The organism is Moraxella lacunata (genome assembly GCF_900453205.1).
In the GTDB taxonomy this organism is placed as follows: domain Bacteria; phylum Pseudomonadota; class Gammaproteobacteria; order Pseudomonadales; family Moraxellaceae; genus Moraxella; species Moraxella lacunata_B.
On sequence record NZ_UGQU01000001.1, the window covers coordinates 1098091 to 1119993 of the forward strand.

Annotated in this window: 19 protein-coding genes; 7 read left to right on the forward strand and 12 right to left on the reverse strand. The window is 38.4% G+C overall.

Annotated features, from left to right (window positions below):
* Positions 1-97 precede the first annotated feature (97 nt).
* The gene (locus DX073_RS05250; protein WP_115006194.1) at positions 98-1402 is read left to right on the forward strand and encodes a solute carrier family 23 protein; all 1305 of its coding nucleotides are present in this window, start codon (positions 98-100) and stop codon (positions 1400-1402) included.
* A 93-nt stretch (positions 1403-1495) separates the two neighbouring features.
* On the opposite strand, the gene DX073_RS05255 is transcribed toward DX073_RS05250, so the two are convergent.
* The 3 genes from DX073_RS05255 to DX073_RS05265 all read right to left on the reverse strand — a co-directional run bounded on the left by DX073_RS05255 (position 1496) and on the right by DX073_RS05265 (position 4848).
* Positions 1496-1996 carry a redoxin domain-containing protein gene (locus tag DX073_RS05255; RefSeq protein ID WP_115006196.1) on the reverse strand — a complete coding sequence of 167 codons (501 nt, stop codon included), beginning with the start codon at positions 1994-1996 and terminating at the stop codon, positions 1496-1498.
* Positions 1997-2054: 58 nt separating this feature from the next.
* The gene (locus DX073_RS05260; protein ID WP_115006198.1) at positions 2055-3449 is read right to left on the reverse strand and encodes an FAD-binding oxidoreductase; all 1395 of its coding nucleotides are present in this window, start codon (positions 3447-3449) and stop codon (positions 2055-2057) included.
* 298 nt (positions 3450-3747) lie between these two features.
* Positions 3748-4848 carry an MBL fold metallo-hydrolase gene (locus DX073_RS05265; RefSeq protein WP_220186707.1) on the reverse strand — a complete coding sequence of 367 codons (1101 nt, stop codon included), beginning with the start codon at positions 4846-4848 and terminating at the stop codon, positions 3748-3750.
* A gap of 290 nt (positions 4849-5138) precedes the next feature.
* Between DX073_RS05265 and DX073_RS05270 the strand changes: the two genes are divergently transcribed.
* The 5 genes from DX073_RS05270 to DX073_RS05290 all read left to right on the forward strand — a co-directional run bounded on the left by DX073_RS05270 (position 5139) and on the right by DX073_RS05290 (position 9126).
* On the forward strand, positions 5139-5432 hold the full coding sequence (locus DX073_RS05270) for a nucleotidyltransferase family protein (RefSeq protein ID WP_220186708.1): 294 nt from the start codon (positions 5139-5141) through the stop codon (positions 5430-5432).
* Between the two features lie 180 nt (positions 5433-5612).
* Positions 5613-6212: a hypothetical protein gene (locus DX073_RS05275; protein WP_181814374.1), complete on the forward strand. Its 600-nt coding sequence runs from the start codon at positions 5613-5615 to the stop codon at positions 6210-6212.
* Between the two features lies 1 nt (position 6213).
* On the forward strand, positions 6214-7842 hold the full coding sequence (locus tag DX073_RS05280) for a ThiF family adenylyltransferase (RefSeq protein WP_115006202.1): 1629 nt from the start codon (positions 6214-6216) through the stop codon (positions 7840-7842).
* Complete coding sequence (locus tag DX073_RS05285) at positions 7842-8303, forward strand: Mov34/MPN/PAD-1 family protein (protein ID WP_115006204.1); 462 nt, start codon at positions 7842-7844, stop codon at positions 8301-8303. Before DX073_RS05280 ends, DX073_RS05285 begins: the two co-directional genes overlap by 1 nt.
* A complete protein-coding gene (locus DX073_RS05290) occupies positions 8296-9126 on the forward strand; it encodes a DUF6602 domain-containing protein (protein ID WP_115006206.1) in 831 nt (276 codons plus the stop codon). The genes DX073_RS05285 and DX073_RS05290 overlap by 8 nt, the downstream gene beginning before the upstream one ends.
* A 107-nt stretch (positions 9127-9233) precedes the next feature.
* Here the strand turns inward: DX073_RS05290 and DX073_RS05295 are convergent, their stop codons facing one another.
* Positions 9234-10292, reverse strand: coding sequence for an NAD(P)-dependent alcohol dehydrogenase (locus DX073_RS05295; RefSeq protein WP_115006208.1), 1059 nt, complete (start codon positions 10290-10292; stop codon positions 9234-9236).
* 195 nt (positions 10293-10487) lie between these two features.
* On the opposite strand from DX073_RS05295, the gene DX073_RS05300 reads away from it, so the two are divergent.
* On the forward strand, positions 10488-11420 hold the full coding sequence (locus DX073_RS05300; RefSeq protein ID WP_220186709.1) for a site-specific integrase: 933 nt from the start codon (positions 10488-10490) through the stop codon (positions 11418-11420).
* A gap of 93 nt (positions 11421-11513) precedes the next feature.
* Here the strand turns inward: DX073_RS05300 and DX073_RS05305 are convergent, their stop codons facing one another.
* The 8 genes from DX073_RS05305 to DX073_RS05335 all read right to left on the reverse strand — a co-directional run bounded on the left by DX073_RS05305 (position 11514) and on the right by DX073_RS05335 (position 21868).
* Positions 11514-14495, reverse strand: coding sequence for a type I restriction endonuclease subunit R (locus tag DX073_RS05305; protein ID WP_115006212.1), 2982 nt, complete (start codon positions 14493-14495; stop codon positions 11514-11516).
* A gap of 186 nt (positions 14496-14681) precedes the next feature.
* Complete coding sequence (locus DX073_RS05310; protein ID WP_115006214.1) at positions 14682-15227, reverse strand: transposase; 546 nt, start codon at positions 15225-15227, stop codon at positions 14682-14684.
* 323 nt (positions 15228-15550) lie between these two features.
* A complete protein-coding gene (locus DX073_RS05315; protein ID WP_115006216.1) occupies positions 15551-16138 on the reverse strand; it encodes a restriction endonuclease subunit S in 588 nt (195 codons plus the stop codon).
* A 144-nt stretch (positions 16139-16282) separates the two neighbouring features.
* A complete protein-coding gene (locus DX073_RS05320; protein WP_115006218.1) occupies positions 16283-17524 on the reverse strand; it encodes a restriction endonuclease subunit S in 1242 nt (413 codons plus the stop codon).
* Positions 17524-18402 (reverse strand): hypothetical protein, encoded by an 879-nt coding sequence (locus DX073_RS14475; protein WP_220186711.1) that lies wholly within the window; start codon positions 18400-18402, stop codon positions 17524-17526. The genes DX073_RS05320 and DX073_RS14475 overlap by 1 nt, the downstream gene beginning before the upstream one ends.
* Positions 18371-20020: a type I restriction-modification system subunit M gene (locus tag DX073_RS05325; protein ID WP_220186712.1), complete on the reverse strand. Its 1650-nt coding sequence runs from the start codon at positions 20018-20020 to the stop codon at positions 18371-18373. The genes DX073_RS14475 and DX073_RS05325 overlap by 32 nt, the downstream gene beginning before the upstream one ends.
* A 153-nt stretch (positions 20021-20173) precedes the next feature.
* Entirely contained in the window at positions 20174-21016 is an 843-nt protein-coding gene (fghA, locus tag DX073_RS05330; RefSeq protein ID WP_115006220.1) for an S-formylglutathione hydrolase, read from the reverse strand.
* Between the two features lie 57 nt (positions 21017-21073).
* Complete coding sequence (locus DX073_RS05335; RefSeq protein WP_115006222.1) at positions 21074-21868, reverse strand: hypothetical protein; 795 nt, start codon at positions 21866-21868, stop codon at positions 21074-21076.
* Positions 21869-21903: the final 35 nt, after the last annotated feature.

Consider the following 21903-nt stretch of genomic DNA (forward strand, 5'->3'; position numbering starts at 1 on the left):
AGAAACAGAAAAGACAAGCATACTCTAAGGCAATGATTTTTAATTGTCGCTTTTTTATAACAATGAAAATCTAAATTTAAAACGATAAGGTAAAAATATGTCATTCTTTCCCAAATTCACCCCCTACAAAGGCGACATTGCCACAAGCCCTGTCGCCACCTATGAATACTTGCCCCCTGCTCAGACGGTCATGCTTGGCATTCAGCACGTCCTTGCCATGTTTGGGGCAACGGTGCTTGCCCCCATTTTAATGGGCTTTGATGCCAATCTTGCCATTATGATGAGTGGGATTTGTACAATTTTGTTTTTTGTCATGACAGGCGGACGAGTGCCGAGCTATTTGGGCTCGTCCTTTGCCTTTATTGGCGTTGTGGCGGCGGCGACCGCTCACGCTACGGGCAGTGGGGCGAACCCCAATCTTGGCGTGGCTTTGGGCGGTATCATCGCTTGCGGTGTGGTCTATGCCTTGATTGGTTTTATCGTCATGGGGACAGGCACTCGCTGGATTGAAAAGCTCATGCCCCCTGTGGTAACGGGTGCGGTCGTTATGATTATCGGGCTAAACCTTGCCCCCGTTACGGTGTCAAGCGTGGCAGGTAAGCCCTTTGAGCTTGCCATGACGCTGGTTACCGTGCTTTGTATGAGTGGTATTGCGGTGTTTGCCAAGGGCTTTGTAAAAAGATTGTTGCTTCTGTTGGGGCTAGTGCTTGCCTATATCATTTATGCCGTTGTCGCCAATGGCATGGGATTTGGTAAGCCGATTGATTTTGGTGTGATTGGGCAGGCAAGCTGGTTTGGCGTGCCAAACTTCTCCGCCCCTGTATTTGACATGAATGCCATGCTCATCATCGCTCCTGTGGCGTTTATCCTTGTGGCGGAGAACTTGGGGCACATCAAGGCGGTGGGGGCGATGACAGGCGAGAATCTCACCCCACAGCTTGGCAAAGCGTTCGTGGCGGACGGTGTGGCAACAGCACTCTCGGCAGGGGTGGGCGGTACTGGCATGACGACTTATGGCGAGAACATTGGGGTTATGGCGATTACTCGTGTGTACTCTACGCTGGTGTTTGTGGTGGCAGGGGTGTTTGCCATTTGTCTAGGCTTGTCGCCAAAATTTGGGGCGTTAATCCAAACCATTCCCACGCCTGTGCTGACAGGTGCGTCCATTGTCGTATTTGGTCTGATTACCATTGCAGGGGCAAAAATTTGGATTGACAATAAGGTGGATTTTAGTGATAACAAAAACCTGATGGTTGGTGCGATTACCGTGATTTTGGGAACGGGGAATTTTGGTTTGATGATTGGCTCGTTTGATTTGGGTGGTATCGGCACGGCAACCTTTATGGCGATTTTGTTAAATTGGGTGCTTGGACTTGGTAAGGATAAAGACGGGATTATGTAGAGCTACATAGAACTGCCTAGAACTGATGCACGATGGGACAAAGTGGGCATGGTAAGTTTTTGGTATTCATACTAAAAGAATTGGGAGCAAGCGCTAATACAGTCCTACCCACCACAGCCGTAATTTTAACAGCCAAAGTGGTGCAATGCCTGTAAAACTTTGGGCGACTTTGCCGTCATCTAGTATCACAAAGGACGGCGTTACCTGTCCGCCCCACTCGCCAAACACCGTCCCATGTTGGTCATTGATGGTATAAAAATCATAGCCGTGTTTGTTCATATAAGCAAGTAATTCATTATCATCGCCCGATGACACCGCCACGCTTAGCACATCACGACCATCAGCGTGCAGGGCTTGAACGTTGGGACTGGTCGTGCGACACACCCCACACCACGACCCCCAAAAGTAGATAAGCACAGGCGTATCATAACTTTGCGAGACGACATCGACCACTTGCCCTGTGCTGTTTTGATAGACAAGTTTGGGACTGTCAGGCATGACAGGCGACCGCCACAGATTGACCGCCGTATAGATGACGACAAACATCACAAGGTAAGTCAAGGCGGAAAATAAGGTTTTGCGAAGTTTTTTCATAATTTATAAATAAAACCTATCTTATAACCCTAAGATAGGTTTTTAAATTGAACAATCTTTAAATATCAAAAATCTTACCACGGTTCATAATGCCATTGGGGTCAAACACCGCCTTGACCGCTTTCATGTATTCAATCTCGGCAGGCGAGCGGGTATAATCCAGATACGGCTTTTTGGTCATGCCCACGCCATGCTCGGCAGAGATTGAGCCTTTGTATTTTTTAACCGTTTCAAAGACGTATTTATTGACTGTTTGGCACTTGGCAAAAAAGTCGTCTTTGGTGAGATTGTCAGGTTTTAGGATGTTTAGGTGCAAATTGCCGTCGCCGATATGTCCAAACCAGCAAATCTCAAAATCAGGATAATTGTCCTTGACGATTTGTTCAATGTCATTGATAAAATCGCCCAAATGCGTAATCAGCACCGACACGTCATTTTTGTAAGGCGTAAATACCGAAATCGTCTCGGAGATGCTCTCACGCAATTTCCACAGCTCGTGCAGTTGCCCCACGCTTTGGCTCATCACACCGTCTTCAATAAGACCGTCTTCGGTGCAACTTTCAAATACACTCATGGCGGTGTCTAGCACGTTATCGGACACGGCTTCAAATTCTAGCAAAACATAAAAAGGCGTACGGCTCTCAAACGGCTCTTTGGCGTGTCCTGCGGTCAATACCTTATCGATTGCCACGCTGTCAAAAAATTCAAAAGCAGTTAAGTTTAATGCTTTACCAAACTTATCAAGCAATTTAACCACCGAGCCAAAATCAGGCACACCCAAAACCATTGCCGTTAAATTCACAGGCTGTTTTTCAAGTTTTATCAATGCACGAGTTACAAAGCCAAGCGTGCCTTCTGCTCCGATAAACAGATGACGAAAATCGTACCCTGTGGCGTTTTTTAGCATACCGCCATTTAGCTCCAAAATGTCGCCCTTGCCCGTTACCACCGTCAAACCTAGGATTTGGTTACGGGTCATGCCATAGCGGATTACCTTAATGCCACCTGCGTTCGTGCCGATATTGCCACCGATTTGGCTTGACCCCGATGACGCAAAATCCACCGCATAGTATAGATTTTTGGATTCGGCAAATTCTTGCAAGGCTTTGGTGACCACGCCAGCTTCGACCTCCACCATGCGGTCGGCTTCATAAAATGTCCCAATGGCGTTCATTTTGTCAAAACTTACCACCACTTCACCATTGCTTGCCACCGCCCCTGCCGATAAGCCTGTCCGTCCACCGCTTGGTACAAGGCAGATGTTGTGCGTGTTGGCAAGGCGGACGATGTGGGCGACTTGCTCGGTCGTTTTGGGAAAAACAACAGCAGATGGGGCAGGAGCAAAATGCTTTGTCCAGTCCTTGCCCCAGTTGTCTAGGCTGTCGGAGTCGGTTTTGATTTGGCTGTCGTCAAGTATATGACGAACTTCATCCAAAAACGTGGTGTGGGTCATGATGGCTCTCTATGTCTCATTAAAATTTGAAATGTATTGACAAATATCATACAATGGCGCATTATAACCTTTCAAACGTGCGGTGTAAACGACAAAAAAGTTGTGATATTAACAACAAAAAATTAAGCACTCATCCAAAAAGCACACTGTAACAAAAACCAAAAAGACAGCTTAAACAAAAGTTAATATTTTACGGTTTGAAGACGCAAACTGGGTGTCTCATTATATTAACCATGGGTGGGTACAGCATGGTTTTTGGACTACTACCATATCTTCAATTATCACAAAACCCCCAAAATCACTCTCTTCTTAACGCCTTGTCTTCCCACCAATTCTCCCCCACAAAACCGTCCGCATATTTCTCGCCCATTTTCGGCACATCAATGGGCAGACCCTGTTCTTTGGCACTTTGTACCGCATTATCAATGGACTCGTACCACGGATTTCGCCCCAAACTGAACACACCCCAGTGCATAGGCACGATTTTTTTGGCGTTCAAATCCAAAGCAGCCTGCACCGACTGATGGGCAAACATATGCGTTTTGGGCCAGCCTTGATTGGCGGCATCAATTTCCATAAAAGCGATGTCAAATCCGCCATATTTTTTGCCGATGTCGCTAAAATGCGGGGCGTACCCCGTGTCGCCACTCCAATACAGCCGTTTGCTGCCTTCCAACACAAACGATGCCCACAAAGTTTTATTGCGGTCATTGAGCCAACGAGAGGAATAATGTTGCGTTGGTTCGGCGGTCAATTTGATGTTACCAACCATCGTGCTGTCGCCCCAACCCAATTCGGTAATCTTTTCAGACGGCACGCCCCACGACTGCAATCTTGCCCCCACGCCAAGCGGTGCGATAAAGCGTTTTGCTTTGTCCGCCAAATGTCGAATGGTGGTCGCTTCCAAATGGTCATAATGGTCGTGGCTAATCAGCACCACATCAATGTCGGGCAGGTTTTCACGGCGGATTGGGGCTTCTTGAAAGCGTGGGGCAATCAGGGGTAAATTGAGAGGATTGGCGTTGTCAAACACAGGGTCGGTTAAAAAGCGTTGTCCGTCTAGCTCCAAAATGGAGCTTGCGTGCCCAAGCCAATAATAGGCGAAGTTTTCAGGCTGCCTGAAACTGCTTTTATCCAATAAAAGCATCGGTAAACGACCGTTTGGTGTGTAACCGTCATACCGCACAAAACCGCCTTTGCCAGTGGCTTTTTCAGGATAATAGGGCAAATCATCGGTATAAAGGTTCACAAATTGACCGTTTTTGTAATAGGGCAAATGGGTAAAACGGTTTTCATCGGGCAAATCGCCCAAATTGCGGTACAACATCACGCCCAAAATCGCCACAATAAGGGCGAGTATGCCCAAAGTGGCTAGGGTGAATTTTAGGAATTTTTTCAATACAGGTTTCATTGCGGATTAAATAAATTAAACCATTAGGATTTGGGCGTCCTAATGGTTTTGGTTGGGATTGCAATTTTGTCATTATAGCAAATTTGGGGTTATTTTGGAAAATTGAGGGTTTTTATGGGTGGGTATAAGGTGGGGTTATGTTTCAATCAAGATTATAGTTCTGCTAGTTGGGGATTGAAATTTCATAGGTATGACCCATTTAATGAAAATAAACCGTTTTGAGTTCATTGCAATTCAAAATAGCCTATTATACCTTGAAAGTTTTATGGAGATTGACTATGGCTAACTATAAAAGTGATTACTTAAATTCTGTTTTAGAAAGTTACAGAATGAAACACATTGATGATTTGGTTAATAGCTATCGTTCTAAACGAGATGAGATTAAACAATTTTTAAACGAACAGTATGGTAGTAAAATTTATGAACCCTTTAATTCAGGGTCATATAAGAAATGCACAGCTATTAATACTAAATTTGATTTGGATTTGGTTGTTCCATTCAAACACAATGCTTTTTCAACATTGGAAGCAATGTTTGAAGATGTCTTTGAAAAATTAGGTATTGTTAATTGAGTATACTTTTCTAGAAAGCCGTTCGTGGTGAGCTTGTCGAACCATAACGGTTTTCCTAGACTTCGACAAGCTCAGTCCGAACGGAAAACCTTAAAATCTATCTTTATTTAACAATACCAAAAATTAAAAGAAAAATATCAAAATGAAACCCCTATTAAAAAACAAGGTGTTTCTATTGGTTTGACTTTTAATGAAGAAGATGAAATTAATATTGATATTGTTCCTGCAAGAGAAACCAGTCAAGATTCTTTTTCAGCAACAAAAAACTTAAATCTACATAAAACACAAGGTGATGGTTATCTTAAAACCAATATCCACGCTCAAATTGAACACATTAAAGCTAAAGAAAATGAAAGAAAAGTCATTCGCTTGTTAAAAATTTGGAAAGCTTGTCATCAATATAAATACAAGTCTTTTTTTATTGAGTTATTGGTGATTAAGGCTTATGAAAAATCTTTTCCGCAGGGTAATTTATGGGAACAATTTAAAACCGTTTTAAATTATATCATTGATAATATTGAAAGAGAAAATTTTACACTCAAAGACCCTGGCAACAGTAATAATGATTTAGCATTATCCTTAGATAGTGGAGAAAAAAGCACGCTGGTTTATAGATTAAAATCAATGTTAGCACAAATAGAATTAAATGAGAAACAAATAGAATTTTATCTTCCATTAAATGAAAAATTTGCCGAAAATAATGAAGAAGAAAACAAGTCTTATGGTCTGAAAAGTTCGGCGTTAGTTTCAACACCACCAGTTTCACAACGATTTGGTTAATATGAAATTTTCTCAAATTGAATTAGAAGAAACCATTCAATCCATTCCATATATTCAAAATTTATCTGCTCTTTCATTTTTACAAGAGCAGGTAAGCTTTGATATTACTTTTGATTTTGAAGAATTAGATAAACCTATTGATTTTAATGTTATTATCTATCAAGCCTACCCATTAAAAATTAGTGATAGTGAATCCATTCGTTTTTATCTAAAAAATGATGAGTATAAAAAATTTAGTCATGTGATGTCAGATAATGCTATTTGTTTTCACAATCAGCATTGTGTTATTTTTGAGAAAAAATTACAACAAGACTTCCAAGCAATCAAACGATGGATTGAAAAATATGTCATCGATCAAGAAAAAGATGAACATTATGAACATCTAATTACAGCAAATTATACTTGCAATGGAGCATATTTTTCATTTCAATTTACTGATATTGATAAGTCATTTTCTAAAAATGAGATTGGTATTGTTACCAATACTTACTTAACAAAATCAAAATATCAAGATAAGGATATGCACAATTATTTAGTGCAATCTTTTACACATAATATTACCCAGAAAAATTGCCAGTGGTCATCGTTTTACTTAGATAAGGAAAGTGACTTATCGGGAATTTATGTCTTTATTGAAGACAAACCGTCAATTTATGATAGATTTTCATTTTCAAATTGGCAAGAACTTAATAACATATTTAATCAAAAAATATTAAGTGAAATTTGGAAAATTGCATTTAATATTCAACAAGAGTTTATTCCTATTTTTGTTGGGTATTATACAAAAAATCAGAATATTCATTGGCAAGTTACGATGATTGATTTAAAAGAACCACTTTTCATAAACAATCAGGGAATATATGAACTTTGCGATAAGAAAATAAATTGGGTTATTTCAAAAAATTCGTCTTATCATTATTTCTTTGGGCGGGGTGCATTTCATTCAAATTTGACTAATAAAAAAGTGCTTATTATTGGACTGGGAGCAATTGGAAGTCAAGTTGCCAAGACGCTTGTCCGTGGTGGTTGCACAGACATCACTATAGCTGACTATGATGTAAAAGAGCCTGATAATATTTGTCGTTCAGAATATAATTTTGTACCACCTTATGCAAATAAAGCAGATGAATTGGCAGGTATTTTGTTGAATATTTCGCCTTTTATTGAGTTAAGTTCTATTCGTTATTTGGCAACAGAGTGTATTAAACTTGATATATCATCAGAATATCTTAATTTTTTATCAGAGCAATTTTCAAAATTTGATTATATTTTTGATTGTTCTACCGATGATGATTTAATGTATCTTACAGATAAATTAAATTTAACCAGTACCATATTTAATTTATCCATCACTAACCACGCAAAATCATTGGTGTGTGGTGTTTCACCTAATCACTACCGTTTTGTGAGACATCAGATTGATAAAATTTTAGATAAAGAGAATAATACTTTGGATTTATATAATCCTATTGGCTGTTGGAATCCAACTTTTAAAGCATCTTATAATGATATTGCCATTATGGTTCAGTTATCGTTAAAAACAATTAACTTAATGATTCAGGAAAGTAATTATCAACATTTTGTCATTCAATATGATGATAATCTTAATTTAAAGGTTGAGAGATTTTAATGATGATTAAAAAATACAAAAATCTTCAATTGCATATTGAATACTCACTCATTGAGCTAATGACAAAAACTGCAATTCATCATTATCCAAATGAATATGGTGGATTTCTTTTAGGTTGTTATTCTGATGATTTTACCAAATTGTATATTAAAGATTTTTTATGGGTTGATAAATATACCAACTCTCCTATGGAGTTTAGGCGTGAATTAAATGTGCAAATTCATAATTTTGAAAAGATATTTCAGGAAACTGGTTTATATTATATAGGTGAATGGCATAGTCATCCCAATGCATCAGCATGGTATAGTTTAACGGATTTACAAGCAATGAATAATATTGCTTCTTGCAATACTGTTCAGATCCACAATCCTATACTGCTGATTTTGAGCATTTCTAGTAATAAATTATTAGATTTTAATTTCTTTATGTTTGATGAAAGTAGGTTAGTTGTTTATGAATAATGTTGATTTATCAGCCTTGTTTCGTGGTATGCAAGGGCAAATGCAAAGTCAATTAAGCACCAATCGTGAATTTATTCATCATCCAGGTTCAAAAGGCGATGCCTTGGAAAATGCTTGGATTGAATGGTTGCAAAATTATTTACCAAATCGTTATAGTGTAGATAAGGCGATTGTGATTGATTGTCACGGAAATGCCAGCGACCAAATTGATATTGTCATTTATGATAATTGGTTTACACCATTTATTTTTAATCAAAATGGCTTTAAGTATATTCCAGCCGAAGGCGTTTATGCTGTTTTTGAGGTAAAACCTGATATTCAGGGTAATGTTGGCGATATTAATTACATTCAGTATGCAGGTCAAAAAATTGCCAGTGTCAGAAGATTAGACCGTACATCAACATCCATGATTAATTCTGGGCAAAAGCTACCTGCTCGTCCGCTAACAAAAATCATTGGTGGGATTTTAACCACTACCAACTCTTTTACACATAATAATAATGATACTATTGAAAAGCATATTAAGTCTTTAATTGACTTAGAAGGGATTGATTTGGGTTGTATTGTGGATTATGGTAGTTTCTTTGTTCAGTATGATGGCGAAGAAGATATTAATGAGAAAACGGATTTAAAAAAACGCATTCATGATTATTATCAGAATCGCACTTTTCAATCATTGGTATTTAGCCAGCCTGAAAACTCATTAATTACTTTCTTTATGCAATTAACCCGTTATTTGCAACAAGCAATCGGAACTGTACCTGCGATTGATTTACAAGCATATATGGATACAATTAGGGAAAAAATTGATAGTGAAATTTAAGCTAAATTTTTTTGATTATCATCTGCTTCTCATTTTATAAAATATTGTTCTAAAAATAAAAAACACCGTTTCCAACCCTGAAAACGGTGTTCCCCCTATCCCAAAAATCACCCCTTCAAACTCCCCATATCAATCACAAAGCGATATTTCACATCGGATTTTTGCATTCGTTCGTAAGCGGTATTGATGTCTTGCATATTAATCATTTCCACATCTGGCACAATATTATGCTCGGCACAAAAATCCAGCATTTCTTGTGTTTCGGCAATACCACCAATCACAGATGCCGAAATACTACGGCGACCGATAATCATCGGTACGGTGTTGATGGTTTCTTTAAGTTCGCCCACCAGTCCCACCAGCACCAGCGTGCCGTCCAATGCCAAAGTTGGCATATAGGGTTTTAAATCGTGGGTGTATGGCACGGTATCAATAATCAAATCAAAGGTATTGGCGACTTCTTTAATCTGATTGTCATCGGTAGAAAGCACCACACGGCTCGCCCCCAAACGGTAAGCATCATCGGATTTGCCTGCCGAACGGGTAAATAGCGTTACTTCCGCCCCCATCGCTTTGGCAAGTTTGACCGCCATATGCCCAAGTCCCCCAAGCCCGACCACCGCAACTTTACTGCCCTTACCCACTTTCCAATGACGCAGGGGCGAGTATGTGGTAATGCCTGCACACAGTAGCGGGGCAACCGCTTTGGTGTCCAATTTTTCAGAGACTTTTAATACAAAATCCTCGCTCACCACAATGCCCGTGCTGTATCCGCCCTGTGTCAGCGTGCCATCAATGCGGTCAAAACTGCCATAAGTGCCTGTGTTGCCGTGTTCGCAATATTGCTCCAAGCCGTGTAAGCAAGGCGAGCAAGTACGGCATGAATCGACCATACAGCCCACGCCAACCAAGTCGCCCACTTTGAATTTATGGGCGTTTTTGCCGACTTGGGTAACTCGTCCAATGATTTCGTGTCCGACCACAATGGGGTAAGTGTGGGTAAAGCCCCAGTCGTTACGAGCGGTGTGCAAATCCGAATGGCATACGCCACAATACAAAATATCAATCAAAACATCGTCTTCACGCAAATCACGGCGTTCAAAGGCGTAAGGGGCAAGTGGGGTGGTTGCCGAAAAAGCGGCGTAGGATTTGACAGGGTGGGTCATTTTGTGTTCCTAAATGGTTGAAATGGCAACTATTATAATGCCGATGATTTATTATTGAAAATCAAGAATTTTGATAAATGGGTATCAGTTAAAATGATAGTTGGGGGTTTTCAGGCTGCCTAAAAAATTTTACCGAATAAAATCATTGAAAAAAACTAAAATACACACTCTTTTTTAATTATGAGTGATGATTTTATGAAACAAACTTTATTTTCCGATTACTTTGAACAATGGGTCAAGACCTACAAAGAAGGGGCGGTTCGTCCTGTTACGATGAAAAAATACCAATCCAGTTTGTATTGGCTCAAAAAACTTGCCCCAGATTTGCAAGTCGGTGACTTGTCTCGTTCTGCTTATCAAAAATTATTAAACGATTATGCCCAAACCCATGAACGCCAAACCACAATGGATTTTCATCATCAAATCAAAGGGGCAATTTTGGACGCGGTAGATGAAGGCTTGATTGACCACGACCCCACTCGCAAAGCCATTATCAAAGGCAAAACCCCTGCCAATAAAAAAATCAAATTTTTACATCAAAACGAATTGCAATTATTATTAAACCAACTCAATTTAAATCAACAATTAAATTGGGATTGGTTTATTTTATTGATTGCCAAAACAGGTATGCGTTTTTCTGAAGCCCTTGCCATTACCACGGGCGATTTTGATTTTGCTCATCAGACTTTAAGCGTCAGCAAAACTTGGGATTATAAAAACAATGGCGGATTTTTACCTACTAAAAACCGCTCATCAGTTCGCAAAATTCAATTAGATTGGCAAACGGTGATGCAATTTTCAGGCTTAATCAAAAACTTAAACAGCGACCCAGAAACGCCCATTTTTGTGGGCTTAATGAAAACGGGCGATAAAGTTTATAATTCCACAGTAAATTATCGCATTGCTCGCCATTGCAAAAAAGCGGGCATTTCTGTGATTAGCGTACACGGTTTACGCCATACCCATGCCTCATTGTTGTTATTTGCAGGAGTATCTATTGCCAGTGTGGCAAGACGGCTTGGGCATTCGAGCATGACCACCACTCAGCAGACCTATTTGCACATCATTCAGGAGCTTGAAAACAAAGATACCGATATTGTTATGCGACATTTGGCGTCATTGTGTTAATGGATATGTTGGGGCGAATGTAATTTTGGGCAAATATAATTTGCCCCTACAATATTTTTTGCGTAGGGGCGAATCACATTTGCTCTATCAGTCTTATCGCTCACTTAATATTTTTTCAATATGAAATTTGATTTTGTCTTCCACATATTTTTTCAATGTCATTTTGTTGCCAACTTTGCCCATTTCTTGCTCGTATAAATGGGCGACTTTATCCATATCTGCTGTTTTTGCCAAATCTTTTAATAGATTAAATTCGTGCCAATCTTCTTTGCCAAAAACATGATGGTGCAATAATTTTTCAAATAAGGCTTTATCCAAATCAAACAAATTAACCAGTTCAAAAATATTGCTTTTTTCACGACTTTGGCGGTATTTGTCCAGCAATAAATTTAAAGAAATGTCATCAGGCAATTTGCCCGCCAAAGCATCCGCCAAAATTTGTTGTAATAATTCTTGGTCGGTTTTGCGGTATTGGGTGGACAATTCATTAAAGCGTGCAATATCCGCATTATTTTGTGATTGTGTAATATTTTTTAATAATTGGCTGATATAATCATTGTCAATTTTAATGCGTTCGCCACTAATTAGCGTATTGTCAATCAGCAAAATACCCAAGTCATCGCCACCCGTTTCGCCTGAATGTTCATTTTGCACATCTAAATAACGGGCTTGTAATCGCCCATAATCTTCAATATCAAAAGGCAATTTTGCCATATCTTCCGCATTGTTCATATCAAAACCCTGCTGACGGATTTTAATCATGTTTTTTTCCAATTCATTGACCCAACGCACAAATTGTTTTTGGCTTGGTACATCATCAGGCAATGCACCAAAATCAGGCTGTCCATTGGCATTTTTGGGAAATAAAGTGGTAATATCTTGATAAATCGCACAAATTGTTGATATATTTTCCTGCAATGTTGGTGCATACATCACATTGGCATTGTCTTTATTGGCGTATAACTCAAATGCCTTATCAATTTGCAATTTCATCTGCAAAGGACGTCGATAATATTCAATATTGCCTTGTTGTTTTTGTTCATTGGTAATGCGATTGGTGCGTGAAAAGGCTTGAATTAAACCTGCATAATCCAATAATTTATCCACATACAAAGTATTTAAATACGGAGCGTCAAAGCCTGTCAAAAGCTGCTGCACCACAATCACCAAATCAAGGCGAGTGCTGTCATCAATTTCTCTATATTGATAACGGCGTGCCAATCTGTCCATTAAATCGGTTTTATACGCTGGCACATTATCAATGCCAAAATTGGTATTAAATCTTTGATTATAATGAATAATGGCTTGTTCTAATTTTAAACTGTTTTCCAAATCATTGTCTTGATTTCTATCACTGTCATCATAAATCACTGCCACACTGATATTTTTGTCATTGTTTTTTAATTTATCAAAATACAGATTGGCGGTTTTGATGTCTTTTACGGTCAGCATTGCCGAAAATAAGCGATTGGACGAATTATTATCCCATTTTCTTAAAATATCTTTAACCACCATATCAATATGATTTTCGCCATAATTGTCTTCTGGCAATTCTTTTTCTATTTCCAAATCGCTTTTTTCAGACAGCCATTTTTGATAAACTTCGCCTTTGGAAGGGTCTTTAAATTCTGCGACTTTTTGGCGTAATTCATAAGCATCATAAGTGAAATTTTGCCGAACATCAAAAGGCAAAACATTTTTATCAAAAATACCGTCTGCCACCGAATAAATATGCAAGGCTTCGCCAAATAATTCGTGCGTGGTAACATCTCGTTTATTTTCATTAAACAACGGTGTGCCAGTAAAGCCAAACCAAACAGAACGCCCAAACATTTGCCGAATTTGAATCAGCATTTCGCCTGCGGTAGAGCGATGGGCTTCATCAACAATAAACACAATGTTTTTGTCTTTGATTTTATCTTGCTCCAAACCTGCGACTTTATTGGCTTTTTGAATACTGGTAACAATGAGTTTGTCTTTGGTTTTGTGATTGATGGCTTTTAATAAAGCATAAGAATTGCGAGTGGCGGTAATGCTGTCTTCTTCACCAAAAGATTGATATTCATCAATGGTTTGTTTCACCAGCTCATTTCTGTCTGCCAAAAACACCACTTTATCTACATTGGGCAATGTGCTGACCAATTCGGCGGTTTTAAAAGAAGTCATTGTTTTGCCTGAACCTGTGGTATGCCAAACATAACCGCCCAATTTGGATTCGTGATTAATGCCAAACTCCGCTCCATTTAATCGCTCTAATATGGCTTCCACCGCATAAATTTGATATGAACGCAAAACTTTTAAGGCGTTTCGTTCATTATCAAAAATGGTATAAAGCGATACCAATTTATGCCCCATAGGTACGGACAAAACTTTTTCAATAAATTGACTGGTGCCAAATACATTTTGATTGTCAAAATCTTTCCAATTAAAGGCAAATTTAAAATTAAATTTATCATAATGTCCAAAATTGGCAAAATAACGACATTCATCAGGATTTAATATCACAAAAATTTGAATGAGTGAATAAAATCCTGAAAAACTCAATTCTTCGCTGTATCGTTTGATTTGATTAAAGGCTTCATCGGTTTTAATGCCGTCTTTTTTGAGTTCCAAATGAATCACAGGAATGCCAGAAATCAATAAGGTAATGTCAAAACGGCGGTCTTTGCGGTGTTCTTTGCTAGCAGGGCGGGCGATTTGGCGGACGATTTCATAGCTATTGCGACCGCCACCGACATCATGCCGCCAAAAAAATTCCAAAAATAAGGGGGTATTTTCCAAACCTTTGGCATCTCGTACGATTTGTAATTGCCCATTGGCAAGCATTTTGCCTGCTTCTATGGGCATTTTGACGGCAAAAATTTGTTCGGTCAGTTGTCTAAATTCGTTGTCGGTTAATTCCACGCCCTGCAAACGGTCTTTGTTTTGGGTGTTTAAAATGGCTCGCCAGTTGGCTAAAAGTTCGCTTTCGGTTTTGTAATACAAATCAGGACGGGGTGTCCAGCCGTATTTGGATAGGCGGTCAATGATTTCTAATTCAAGTTCGGTTTCGGTTTGGGTGATTTTTTTGGTCATTTTTTTGCTCCGTTTGGGCGATGTATTCTAGGCAAATATGATTGGGCAAATGTAATTTACCCCCTACACAATTTTAAATTGATGGATGTAGGGGCGAATCATATTCGCCCTGTGTGAATATCGTATTTATTGGGTGAATGTAATTCGCCCCTACCATTTATCGCAAAATGTATTTATTCAACAATATTATGAATAAAAACAATCATCTTGCCATTTTAATGGATTATTTTCAATATATTCACAAATTTTTAAATACGATGTTTCATTGCGAATAATATGGTCGTGATAATTGCGTTGCCAAATATCGTAAATATCGGTATTTTGCCTTGCCCATTGGGTAACACCTGTTTTAAATCCACGCACAATAGAACCAATCGTTTTTGATGTACCATGAATTTTTTGTTTGGACTGTTGGGGTAAATTGTCATTTTTTGCCATAAAACTGTGATGATTTGCATTAAATATAATTTCAATGACACCATGAATATGATTGGGCATTACCACAAAATGATGTAAAACTACATTGGGAAAATGGCTGGGTATGTTATGCCAGCATTGCTCCACAACCTGACCAATGTCATTTAAAATCATCTTGTTATCAACAATCTCACCAAAAAAGTGCATTTTATCCTTACAACAAATGGTAATAAAATACAAACCTTCTTGAGCGTAATCATAATTTTTAAGACGCATAGAACGCCTTTTATGAATATTTGGATTGTATTGATTCATTGATGTGCCTAATGATATTTTTGGGGAATATGATTTATCCTACGATTTCAGATTTTTGGTGTAGGGGCGAATTATATTCGCCCTATTTACACAAAAAAAGACCATAATTTCAATTTTGTACATTTGCATAGTGTTTAGGGCAAAATATGATTTACCCCCTACAATTTCAATTTTTGCGTAGGGGCGAATGATATTCGCCCTATTTACACACAAAAAAGACCATAATTTCAATTTTGTACATTTTCATGGTATTTAGGGCAAATATAATTTGCCCCTACAAATCACCTATTATCATAGCATATTTTGGTAAAATTTACATAAATTTACACAAAAAGTTGGTCAAGTAAAACTTGCTTTAATTGTTGGTACTTTTCCAACTCACGCTGATGAAAAGCGATGGTGTCGTCTAGCTGCCTGAAAAATTCGCCAATGGCTTGTTGTTCGGCTTTTGTGGGCGGGATAAAAATATCCATTTTCCCCAATTCGTTTTTGGAAATTTCCAAAAATGTTGAACCTGACGCATTTTTTAACGCAAATTCTTTGATTTTATAACCCATTGAATATAAAAAATAAATATCCATTTCATCATTAACAATAAAAGATTGAAAGCCCTGATTGGTCGCACCAGCCTTTATCAATATTGCCATATCACCAATACTTGCTCTTGATGTAAACAAAATGGTTTTTTGTGCAGGTAGTAATTTTGCAGAACTTTTTTCTAATCCGAGATAAGTAATTGTTTTATTACTACCATTTGCATAAATTTTCTCCCCAATTTCGGTTGGAGAGTACCAATCAATTTCGCCATTCCAAAATTCTGGATTGCTCGTATCAGGCGTACCACCACCCACAATTTCTACTACATCTCTTAACTTTCGCTGTTTCCAAGCGTAAATATGGGAATGTGCAATTTATACCAAAAATAAAAATATCTTTATTATCAATAAGTTATTTTTGATATAAAAATGCAATGACTCATTGGCAAAAAGCAATTCTTGCCAATGAGTTAATTATTGTTAATCTATGTAATAAAATATACCGCTTCTTAACAGTTTTTATACAAACATCTGTTTTAGATAGCCATTTTTAAGGTTTTTATACTTTTCTAACTCACGCTGATGAAAAGCGATGGTGTCATCTAGCTGCCTGAAAAACTCGCCAATGGCTTGTTGTTCGGTTTCGCTTGGGAAATAAAACTTCATTTCTTTAAACATTCCCATAGTGATTTGATTTATTGTCGCACCTAAATTTTTCTCTATCTCATATTTAAATGTTTCTGTATTTAATAAGGCATTGAGAAACCAGTAATGTTTGTAACGAATGCCAGTCATAAATGCACCTATAACAGTTTTTTCCATATTTTTCATAATGATAGCGTGTTTCCCTATCAAATTTTTTGAGCCATTTCTTACAACAACAATAATATCTCCCAATTGAACATTTTCAGAATTGGCACATTCTTGTTTGACATAAACATTATCATCTAAATATAAAAAATCATTTTGAATATTTGATGAGCGTAGAACCAATACACCACTATTATCAGTAATATTTTTAGGAGAATAGGTTAGCCCTGAAAAAAATTCTACAACCTCCCCCAACTTTCGCTGTTTCCAAGCGTCAGTAAAATTGGGAAAGCGTAATTGCGGTTTATTCTCATTTTCTTGAGGAAACATCTTTTCTAAGTACGAATTTTTTAAATTTTTGTACTTTTCCCACTCACGCTGATGAAAAGCGATGGTGTCGTCTAGCTGCCTGAAAAATTCGCCAATGGCTTGTTGTTCGGTTTCACTTGGTAAATTAAATTCAAAATTTAATAAGTTTTTTGCGGTAATTCCAAAAACTTTTGTACCTGTTGCGATAACTTTTCCGTATTGTGAAAAAATATCTGTATGCAAAAGATAATATAAAAACAGCGAATTAACTTCTGTTGGTCTTAAAGCGATTGTATGCAAACCCGATACAATATTTCTTGATAAAAAACAATCAATTAGACAAGAATTTCCGATACCTTCATAGTCTTCTGACGCATCGGCAATAACCAAATCTCCCTTTTGTAAAAATTCATAATTACCTTTTTGAATGCTAGGTAAATTATTTTCAGATGATAATAATTTTGCAATATTCCTATGAATATCGCCATAGTGGACATATTTAAATCCTGTATCTTTATTTGTCTCAACATTTCTTGATAATGAATAAGACTTAATTTGAAAAACAACTTCCCCCAACTTTCGCTGTTTCCAATCATCAGTAAATCCAGCAAATCGCAATTTAGGCACTTTACGCTCGCTCATTACACACCCCCAACCAACTGATTTGCCATTGCCCAAAACGCATTTTCCGCCTGCTGTCTTTGACGGCGAATGTCTTCTAGCGTGTCGACATAGCGTTCGTCCAGCACTTTAAGCTGACTGACAACCGTTTTGGCATAGCTTTGCCCAACATCGCTTAAATTGTTTGCCAATTCACTAAACCATTTTTGAATGAGCAAGCGTTTAATCTCTGCTAAATCAAGATCTTGATATTTGGCTTCAATTCTGCTGTTTAAGGCAGGCTCTTTGGTTTTAAGCTGGGCTTTTAAGGTTTTGGCAGCCTGAAAATCCGCCAAACTTTCGGATAACAACTCAAAATTTTCATCGTCATTACGCATTGTTTTTAAATCTTTTTCTATGGCTTTATAAGATTTTTCGTCCAATTTTTCTTTGTCATTCAGATAATCCGCCAATGCGGTATCGGCAATGTTGGCAAGGCGTTCGGCTTGGCGTTCTTCAATCTCATCAAGGCTTTGTTTTAGGCGGTCAATCTCGCCAATTTCATCGGCAAAAAACGCATAACCTATCGTTTGTTTGGACAACAGTTCGCCTTTGACACCGTCTTGTACTTCGTTTTTGCCTTTGATGACCATATTGGGGACAAGCCGTCTGGCTTTATAAAAGCCATTTTCGCCAATCAAATTTGCCAATTCTTCATCATCGTCCGCCCCTGTCTCGTCCGACAAAATGAGCAAATCAGGCAAAATCGTGCTGTGCCACACATCAATCAGCGATTGATAGGCGTGATAAGGGTCGCTAAATTCAGACAGCCTGAAAAGTTCAAACAGACGATTTTCGGCATTTTCAAAAGCTAGGGTAAAGTCGTCTTCACCAAGCGGTGATTTGTTGCCCCAAGTCATTGATATAACGCCCATAATCGTGGTCTTGATTGATGATGTCAAAAATTTGGTCTGTTTTGATGCGTAATTTGACAAAATTGGGGCGAATTTCTTGCCATAATTTGGGCGAAATGTTGGGGAATTTTTGCCAAAATGGGGCAAAGCGTGCCATGTCTTCAAGCGGAATACCGCCTTTTAAATGGGCTTCAATGGAATGGTTATCGTCATTACCAATGGGCGTAACATAGCGTGGAATGTTGAGATTAAAGCCATTGGCACGAATTTCGTCCAAATTGGCAAGGTGGGCATAGCCGTCCACATTTTGCCGTACGATGTAGGCGTCTAGGATTTTTTTGATGTCTTGTTCACGCAAAACATTGGTATTTTTCTCTTTGCGATAGCCATTTGAGGCGTCAATAAACAGCACATTGTTGTGTTTGCTTTGTTTACGCAAAATCACAATAATGGTCGGAATGCCTGTGTTGGTAAAAATCCCTGCTGGCAAACCGATGACTGCATTAATTTGTCCTCGTTGTAACAATTTGGTGCGGATTTTTTCTTCTTCGTTGCCACGAAACAGTACGCCGTGTGGCAAAACAATCGCCATTACCCCGTCAGGTTTTAAGTGATACAAGGAATGGAGCAAAAAGGCATAATCGGCTTTGGTGGCAGGGGCAACGCCATAATCACGGTAGCGTGGGTCTTTGAGCTGGTTTTCGGACGCTTCCCATTTGGCAGAATAAGGCGGATTGGCAACGACTGCGTCCACAAATAAGGGGTCGTCTTTGCCACTGATGATGCCGTTTGGCCAGTCTTCTTTGAGCGTGTCGGCATTACGCAAAACCATATTGGCAGGGCTTACGCCACGCATTAATAAGTTCATGCGTGCGATGTTGTAGGTGGTGGAGTTGTTTTCTTGACCGTAATATTTGATTTGGTTGCGTTGTTTGGGCGAAATTGCCGAACCCAAAGTCAAAAGCAAAGAGCCTGAACCTGCGGTCGGGTCGTAAACCATTGGATTGGTTTTGCCACGAATTTCATTGGCGACAATGCTTGCCATAATTTGTGAAACTTGGTGCGGGGTGTAGAACTCGCCTGCTTTTTTGCCCGAACTCATCGCAAATTGGGCAATCAAGTATTCATAAATAAAGCCAAAAGTGTCGTAATCGGTGTTGCTTGAAATGTTAATATCATCAAGCAAAACCAAGAGTTTACGCACGGCAGATTCTTTTTCGCTGGCGTTTGAGCCAAGTTTTTCAGAAGTCAAATTGACATCGTCAAAAATCCCTTCAAAATCTTCTTTTTGGTGTGGGTCTAGGTTTTGACGAAAATGGGAAAGTGCGTCTGTTACATTGCTGATGCGCCAATTTCCGCCCTTGATATTGGCAATCCAAGTGTTGTACAAGTCGCCTTTGGCGATGTAGTAGCCCAAGTCTGATTTTAGGGTGTCAATGTTGTCATCGTCCAAGTCGTCAAGGGTCATCTCGTATTCTTTGGCAAGGTAGCCCACTTCGTATTCGGACAAAAATTTGTAAAACAAAAAGCCCAAAATGTAGTTTTTGTATTCGCTGGCGTCCATTTTGCCACGCAAGTCGTTGGCAGATGCCCAAAGTTTGGCGGCGAGTTGTTGTTTGTTCATTGGGGAGTTTCCTTAAAATACTTACGCTTAGGTGTAGCGAGAATATAAATGGGTTTATTTTAGCGTAAAATACAACAAAATCATATGGATATTTCAGGCTGCCTGAAAAATAAAAACACCGTTTTATGATAAAGCGGTGTTTTTAGGCAATGATTACTTCAAATACTTGGCGTGAAAGGCAATATGCTTACCAATAAAACTGGCAATAAAATAATAAGAATGGTCAAACTCTGCTTGTAAATCAAATTGATAATTCACGCCCAATTTATCCGCCATTTGGCAAAAAATTTCTGGTCTTAACTGCGTGTGCAAAAACTCATCTTTATCGCCTTGCTCAATTAAAATGGGTAGATTTTTTTGTTTAATTTCAATATGATGCTTTTCTAATAACGCCACGCTGTCATAATCCGCCCACGCCTGTTTGTCATCACCCAAATAAGCAGTAAATGCCTTTTGTCCCCAAGCCACAGAACTGGGTGCAACAATGGGCGAAAATGCCGAAACGCTTTGATAATGTTCCAAATTTTTAAAGGCAATGGTCAAAGCACCGTGTCCGCCCATTGAATGCCCAAAAATGGATTGTTTACCATTGGTGGGAAAATGCTGGTTAATCAAAGTCGGCAATTCTGTCGCAATATAGTCATACATTTGATAGTGCCTTGCCCATTCGCCCTGTGTGGCGTTCAGATAAAATCCTGCCCCTTGCCCCAAATCATAAGCCGTATCGTCCGCCACGCTCTCGCCTCGTGGTGAAGTATCAGGGGCGACGACAATGATATTATGCTCATCGGCATAGCGTTGATAGCCTGATTTGGTGATGAAATTTTGCTCGGTGCAGGTTAAGCCTGATAGCCAGTAGAGTACAGGCAATTTTTGGTTTTTGGCGGTATCGGGTAGATAAATGGCAAATTTCATTTCACAATTTAGGCAATCTGAAAAATGTTGCCAGATTTGTTGTTCGCCGTTGAAAATGCGGTGGGTTTGAATTAAATTCATAAATATTATTCTCTGATAATAATGACAGGAACGGTAAATTCGGTCTGCACGAAAATATCACTCGATGCTATCTACACTTTTAAAAAGCACAGAATCATAATCAATAAGTTCAATATTCATATATTTTCCTGTTTTCTCATTATTTTCCTTAAAATTAGCAACACCAATAAATACTATTTTGTATATGACATTCACATTAATATCATCTTTGGTTTTTCCACGATAAAGAGAAGTTCTATAACGCCATTCTCCTTGCTTATTTTTGGTTTTAATAATCAGTTTATAATATTGAAAATTATTTTTTGCTTTGTATTCCTCCACGGATAATTTGACATCTCCATAAAAAACATACAAATCCCCCGCAATAGACTCATCAATATAACCAGTAAGTTTTTGCCTTCTTAGAGATTTTCTGATTTTTATCTGTGTGTTAGTCTTTTCTTTTTGTTCAATCAAAAGCGGATTGTTTTGTAATGCATCTGCTTTGTTACTGACAGATATATTATTTTTATTACTAAGTAAATAACGCATCATAGATGCCAATTTACTTTGAATTTGTTCTTTATTGAGGCTTTTAAAAAATTCTGTGGCTGATTTTGTATCTATATGCTCAAAATCATAATAACACCCTTCTAAATGTTTTGTATTTAGATGGGTTCTTAAATGAAAGCCTTTGCCTGTATGTACAAAAGTTAATTTTGCCAATTGACATTCTGGACAAAAGATATGCTCTTTTAAGCCATCTACATTGCCATATTGTTTTGAATGTTCAATCAGGTAGTCTATCGGTTCAATTTGTTGATTGATTTGATTAAAAAATTCATCAAATTTTCTATCCATATTTTTTGTCATCAATATCTCCACAGATAGTAGCTAAAACCAAATCA

Excerpts from the sequence above, each read along its gene's own strand:
- DX073_RS05305 (WP_115006212.1), bottom strand. The coding sequence starts at position 14,495 with ATGACCAAAAAAATCACCCAAACCGAAACCGAACTTGAATTAGAAATC.
- DX073_RS05310 (WP_115006214.1), bottom strand. The coding sequence starts at position 15,227 with ATGAATCAATACAATCCAAATATTCATAAAAGGCGTTCTATGCGTCTT.
- DX073_RS05255 (WP_115006196.1), bottom strand. The coding sequence starts at position 1,996 with ATGAAAAAACTTCGCAAAACCTTATTTTCCGCCTTGACTTACCTTGTG.
- DX073_RS05295 (WP_115006208.1), bottom strand. The coding sequence starts at position 10,292 with ATGACCCACCCTGTCAAATCCTACGCCGCTTTTTCGGCAACCACCCCA.
- DX073_RS05320 (WP_115006218.1), bottom strand. The coding sequence starts at position 17,524 with ATGAGCGAGCGTAAAGTGCCTAAATTGCGATTTGCTGGATTTACTGAT.
- DX073_RS05270 (WP_220186708.1), top strand. The coding sequence starts at position 5,139 with ATGGCTAACTATAAAAGTGATTACTTAAATTCTGTTTTAGAAAGTTAC.
- fghA (WP_115006220.1), bottom strand. The coding sequence starts at position 21,016 with ATGAATTTAATTCAAACCCACCGCATTTTCAACGGCGAACAACAAATC.
- DX073_RS05325 (WP_220186712.1), bottom strand. The coding sequence starts at position 20,020 with ATGAACAAACAACAACTCGCCGCCAAACTTTGGGCATCTGCCAACGAC.
- DX073_RS05280 (WP_115006202.1), top strand. The coding sequence starts at position 6,214 with ATGAAATTTTCTCAAATTGAATTAGAAGAAACCATTCAATCCATTCCA.
- DX073_RS05260 (WP_115006198.1), bottom strand. The coding sequence starts at position 3,449 with ATGACCCACACCACGTTTTTGGATGAAGTTCGTCATATACTTGACGAC.
- DX073_RS14475 (WP_220186711.1), bottom strand. The coding sequence starts at position 18,402 with ATGACTTGGGGCAACAAATCACCGCTTGGTGAAGACGACTTTACCCTA.
- DX073_RS05250 (WP_115006194.1), top strand. The coding sequence starts at position 98 with ATGTCATTCTTTCCCAAATTCACCCCCTACAAAGGCGACATTGCCACA.
- DX073_RS05335 (WP_115006222.1), bottom strand. The coding sequence starts at position 21,868 with ATGACAAAAAATATGGATAGAAAATTTGATGAATTTTTTAATCAAATC.
- DX073_RS05300 (WP_220186709.1), top strand. The coding sequence starts at position 10,488 with ATGAAACAAACTTTATTTTCCGATTACTTTGAACAATGGGTCAAGACC.
- DX073_RS05285 (WP_115006204.1), top strand. The coding sequence starts at position 7,842 with ATGATGATTAAAAAATACAAAAATCTTCAATTGCATATTGAATACTCA.
- DX073_RS05290 (WP_115006206.1), top strand. The coding sequence starts at position 8,296 with ATGAATAATGTTGATTTATCAGCCTTGTTTCGTGGTATGCAAGGGCAA.